Here is a 5,235-nt window from a genome sequence, read left to right on the forward strand (position 1 = left end):
CCCGCGCCACGATGGAGAGCACCCCCGCCAGCTGGGCCGGCCCCATGACGGCCGACTTGGCGGACGGCCAGGTGAAGAGGAAGCGCGGGTCGAAGGCGCGACCGTTCATGCCGTAGTTCCCGGCTCCGTACGAGGCCCCCATGATCACGCTGAGGTGGGGGACGGTCGAGTTGCTGACCGCGTTGATCATCATCGCGCCGTGCTTGATGATCCCGCCCTGCTCGTACTCCTTGCCGACCATGTAGCCGGTGGTGTTGTGCAGGAAGAGCAACGGGGTGTCGCTCTGGTTGGCCAGCTGGACGAACTGGGTGGCCTTCTGCGCCTCCTCGCTGAACAGCACGCCCTGCGCGTTGGCGAGGATGCCGATCGGGCGGCCGTGGAGCTGGGCCCAGCCCGTCACCAGCGACGTGCCGTAGAGGGGCTTGAACTCGTCGAAGACCGCGCCGTTGTGCGCCGATCGGCCGTCGACGATCCGGGCGATCACCTCGCGCGGGTCGAAGGGTTCCTTGAGGTCCTGGGGAATGAGGTCCAGGAGGCCCTCGGGGTCGGCCTCGGGGTCGGCGAAGGTCGGGGTGTGGTGAGAATCCCCGGATATCCGGGGAACCTCACGCTTCGCCACCCAAGCATCGGACGACAAGCGTGAACTTCGGTCACCAAGCTTGCGCCAGTTGAGCCGGGCCACGATCCGCCGCCCGATCCGGATGGCGTCGTGCTCGTCCTCGGCGAGGTAGTCGGCGAGCCCGGAGACGCGGGCGTGCATCTCGGCGCCGCCCAGCGACTCGTCGTCGGACTCCTCACCGGTTGCCATCTTCACCAGTGGCGGGCCGCCCAGGAACACCTTGGCCGCACCCCGCACGAAGACCGTGTAGTCGGACATGCCGGGGACGTAGGCGCCACCCGCCGTGGAGTTGCCGAAGACCAGCGCGATCGTCGGTTGCTTGCGCGCGCTGGCCCGGGTGAGGTCTCGGAAGAGCTTCCCGCCGGGGATGAAGATCTCCTTCTGCGTCGGCAGGTCCGCGCCGCCGGACTCGACGAGGGAGATCGTCGGCAGCCGGTTCTCCTCGGCGATCTGGGAGGCGCGGAAGATCTTCTTCACCGTCCACGGGTTGGAGGCGCCACCCTTCACCGACGGGTCGTTGGCGGTGATCATGCACTCGACACCCTCGATGACGCCGATGCCGGTGACGACCGAGGCGCCGACGGTGAAGTCGGAGCCCCAGCCGGCGAGCGGGGACAGCTCGAGGAAGGCGGAGCCGGGATCGAGGAGCAGCTCGATCCGCTCGCGCGGCATCAGCTTCCCGCGGCCGTGGTGGCGCTCGACGGACTTCTGGCCACCGCCCGCCACCGCCACCGCGTGCCGGGCGTCGAGGTCGGCGATCTTGTCCAGCATCGCCTCCGCGTTGGTCGGACTCACGACTCGACCACGGCCTTCATCCGCTCCAGAGTGGTCCGCATCCCCGAGCGGTTGGTGCGTGCGCGCAACGGACCGAGCACCAGCCAGTAGAGACGTGTCGGCAGCGAGCCGTCGAGCCGGAAGAACTCGGTGACGTCGGTGCCGCCCTCGCGCGGCGACAGGCGGTAGCCCCAGTTGTTGACGGTGACCGCATCGGTCCCCACCGAGAACTCGAAGACCTTGCCCTCCTCGCACGCGGTGACCCGGCACGGCGACCAGTAGGTCGGCCCGACACCGTTGCGCTTGACGTGTCCTGCGAAGAAGGCGCCGACCTCGGGCCCGGTCGAGCCACGCGTCCACTTCGCCTCGAAGGTCTCCGGCGAGAACTCGCCGATCCGGGTCACGTCGCTGACGAGGTCCCATACCGCCTCGGGTGACGCGTCCATCCAGACGGTCACCTCGTCCCCCAGTGATTGCCGCAGCTTCATGACGCGTATCCCAACAACTTGGCAGCCAGGTCTGTGAGCACTTCGGTCGCTCCTCCTCCGATGGGCAGGATCCGGGCGTCGCGGTAGTGCCGCTCCACCTCGGAACCATGCATGTAGCCGGTCCCGCCGTGCAGTTGCACGGCCTGGTCGCAGACGTAGGCCGACGCCTCGACCGCCGTCTGCTTGGCAAGTGCCGCTTCGGCGATCACGGACTCACCCGCGACGTGGCGCGCGACCACCGCGTGGGTGTAGGCCCGGGCCACCTCGACCTGCCGGTGCATCTCGACGAGCCTGTGCCGCACCACCTGGTTGGCGATGAGCGGTTTGCCGAACGTCTCGCGGTCTCGGCAGTACGCCGCAGTCAGCGCCAACGAGCGGGCGGCGATGCCGTAGGCGTGGACCGCGAGGGCGATCCGCTCGACCACGAACTGGGCCGCGATCTGGTAGAAACCCGAGCCCTCCTCGCCGACCAGGTTGGCGACGGGGACGCGCACATCGACGTACGACAGGTCGGCGGTGTCGCTGCAGTGCCAGCCCATCTTCGCCAGCGAGCGGTCGACGGTGAAGCCCGGCGTGCCCTTCTCGATGACGAGGAGGCTGACCCCGGCGTGGCCGGGCCCGCCGGTGCGGACGGCGGTGGTGACGAAGTCGGCGCGGACGCCGGAGGTGATGAAGGTCTTCGCGCCGTTGACGAGGTAGTGCTCGCCGTCGCGGACGGCGCGGGTCGTGATGCCGGCGACGTCGGAGCCGCCGCCGGGCTCGGTGATCGCGAGCGCGCCGATCGCCTGACCGCGCAGCGTCGGCCGGACGAACCGGTCGATCAGGTCGGTATCGCCGCTCGCCGCGATGTGCGGCAGGGCTATCCCGCCGGTGAAGAGGCCGGCCATCAGGCCGCTGGACGCACCGGCCTCGAAGAACGCCTCCTGCAGCGCCACCGAGTCGGCGAGGTCGCCGCCCTCACCCCCGACGTCCTCGGGGAACGAGACGCCGAGGAGGCCCTGCGCGCCGGCCCTGGCGTGGAGTTCGCGGGGGATCTCGCCGGCGTCCTCCCAGTCCTGGAGGTGGGGCGCGACCTCGCGGCGGACGAACTCCCGCGCCGTGGCCTGCAGCGCCTCGCGCTCCGTCACAGCAGTGCGTCCTCGATCGACACGCGGCGCGACCGCAACCACTCGCCGAGCCCCTTGGCCTGCGGGTCGAACCGCGTCGACGCGGCGACCCCCGCGCCGAGGAGGCCGTGGATGACGACGTTGACGGCGCCGAGATTGGGCAGCAGGAACACCTCGACATCGAGGTCCGCGGCCTCCGGGATCAGCTCGCGCACCCGGCGTGGGGTGACGACCTTGCTCAGCCACTCGACGCGATCGGCGTACAGGTCCTCACGCTCGTCGTGCGCGACCCACAGCCCGATGTTGGCGTCGCCACCCTTGTCGCCGGACCGCGCGTGCACGAAGGTCCCGAAGGGCAGCCGACGCGTGAGCACGTCGGCACGAGCGGGGTACGGCGACGGCCGGACGCCGATGTCGGTGGCTGGTGGCATGGTGGAGAACGGGGGGTTCCCCACCACCTCCACAGACCCGTCTGCGTGCACGACGGTGTGCTCGACGACCGACCGGTCGACGTACTCCGGGCGATAGATCCCGAAGGGCATCGGCGCTCCGGGCGGCGCGGTCATGGTGAAGCCGGGGTACGACCCGAGCGCGAGCTCGACGGCCGCGCCGGTGAACGCCCGGCCGACCGGGTCGGCGGCGGCGTCCTTGACCGTGCAGCGCAGCAGCGCGGAGGCGCCCTCCTCGGAGTCGGCGTCCGGCGCGGGCATCGCGAGCCGCGACCAGACGACCTCGGCCGGCGGGTGTGCGGCGAGCGCGGCATCGAGCTGGGAGCGCACCCAGTCGCCCTTGGCCTCGATCTCGAGGCCGGTGAGCACGAACTCGACGCTGTTGCGCCAACCGCCGAGCTCGTTGACGCAGACCTTGAGCTGCTCGGGCGGCAGGGAGCCGCGGACGCCGGTGATCGCGACCCGGTCCGGGCCGACCTGGGCCAGGGACACCGAGTCGAGGTGGGTGGTCACGTCCGGCCCGAGGTAGCGGGTGGACTGGATCTCGTAGACCAGTTGCGCGGTGACCGTGTCGAGGGTGACGGCGCCGCCCGTGTCCTCGTGCTTGGTGATCACGCACGAGCCGTCGGCCGCGATCTCCGCCAGCGGGAAGCCGAGTGGCTTGCGGGGATCGACGCCGGCACTCAGCAGTTGGCGGAAGCCGGAGAAGTTGCCGCCGGTGGCCTGGGTGCCGCACTCGAGCACGTGCCCGGCCACGACCGCGCCGGCCAGGGCGTCATGGTCCTCCACGCCCCAACCGTGATGCGCGACCGCCGCCCCGACCACGAGCGAGGCGTCGGTGACGCGACCGGTGACGACGATGTCGGCGCCCCGGGTCAGCGCGGCCGCGATGCCGAAACCGCCGAGGTAGGCGTTCGCCGTCAGCGCGCCCTCCCACAGCCCGAGCGGGCGGAGGTCGTCGCCGGCCACATACGCGATCCTCGGCGTCAGGCCGAGACCGTTCGCGACCTCAGCGATGCGCGCGGCGAGGCCGGCCGGATTGAGCCCACCCGCATTCGCGACGATGCTGACTCCGCTGTCGAGCGCCAAGCCCAGGCAGTCCTCGACCTGTCGCAGATGAGTCCGCGCGTAGCCGAGCGACGGGTCCTTCATCGCGTCCTTGCCCAGGATCAGCATCGTCAGCTCGGCGAGGTAGTCGCCGGTCAGCACGTCGAGCTGCCCGCCCTCGAGCATCTCGCGCATGGCACTGAGCCGGTCGCCGTAGAAGCCGGAGCAGTTGCCGACGCGCAGGACACTCATGATGCAGACCGTCCCTCTCCGGGCGGCCCGGCGAAGCACTGGGCGATGTCGAGCCAGCGGTCCGCGTCCGGTCCGGACGCGACGAGGTCGGTGTCCGCGCGGTTGGTCCGTTGCGTGGCCAGCAGGCACAGGTCGAGCGCGGTGCCGGTCACCGTCTGCGGTGCCTCCTCGGGCCCGAAGGACCACACGTCGCCGTCCGGCGCGACGAGGTCGACGCGGAACTCCCCGGCCGGCGGCGTCAGCGAGTGCGTGAGGAAGGAGAAGTCGCGGGTGCGTACGGCGAGGTGCGCGATGTGGCGGATCCGGTTGCTCGGCGCCGGCGTCACGTCCAGCGCCTCGTGCACGTCGTGGCTGTGCGCCCACGTCTCCATCAGTCGCGCGGTCGCCATCGAGGTCGGCGACATCGGCGGCCCGAACCACGGCATCTTCTCCCCCTCGGGGTGCGCAGCCAGCGCCTGCTGCAGGTGCTCGCGGGCCGTACGCCACCGCGCCAGCAGGTC

5 protein-coding genes are annotated in these 5,235 nt (G+C 70.9%); all 5 read right to left on the reverse strand.

Annotation, left to right across the window (positions count from 1 at the left end):
* Positions 1-1,390 (reverse strand): acyl-CoA carboxylase subunit beta (locus RMO85_RS13775; RefSeq protein ID WP_310529301.1); only part of this gene is annotated, 1,390 nt, incomplete at its 3' end.
* Positions 1,391-1,410: 20 nt separating this feature from the next.
* The gene (locus RMO85_RS13780; RefSeq protein WP_310529297.1) at positions 1,411-1,881 is read right to left on the reverse strand and encodes an SRPBCC family protein; all 471 of its coding nucleotides are present in this window, start codon (positions 1,879-1,881) and stop codon (positions 1,411-1,413) included.
* Positions 1,878-3,008 carry an acyl-CoA dehydrogenase family protein gene (locus RMO85_RS13785; RefSeq protein ID WP_310529298.1) on the reverse strand — a complete coding sequence of 377 codons (1,131 nt, stop codon included), beginning with the start codon at positions 3,006-3,008 and terminating at the stop codon, positions 1,878-1,880. Before RMO85_RS13785 ends, RMO85_RS13780 begins: the two co-directional genes overlap by 4 nt.
* Entirely contained in the window at positions 3,005-4,735 is a 1,731-nt protein-coding gene (locus RMO85_RS13790) for an acyclic terpene utilization AtuA family protein (protein WP_310529299.1), read from the reverse strand. Before RMO85_RS13790 ends, RMO85_RS13785 begins: the two co-directional genes overlap by 4 nt.
* Positions 4,732-5,235: TIGR03084 family metal-binding protein (locus tag RMO85_RS13795; RefSeq protein ID WP_310529300.1), on the reverse strand; the 504-nt coding region annotated here is incomplete at its 5' end. The genes RMO85_RS13790 and RMO85_RS13795, both read right to left, overlap by 4 nt.

Source organism: Nocardioides sp., assembly GCF_031422975.1.
Classification (GTDB): Bacteria; Actinomycetota; Actinomycetes; order Propionibacteriales; family Nocardioidaceae; genus Nocardioides.

Bases quoted from the DNA above. Each gene is read 5' to 3' on its own strand.
- RMO85_RS13780 (WP_310529297.1), bottom strand. From the start codon at position 1,881: ATGAAGCTGCGGCAATCACTGGGGGACGAGGTGACCGTCTGGATGGAC.
- RMO85_RS13790 (WP_310529299.1), bottom strand. From the start codon at position 4,735: ATGAGTGTCCTGCGCGTCGGCAACTGCTCCGGCTTCTACGGCGACCGG.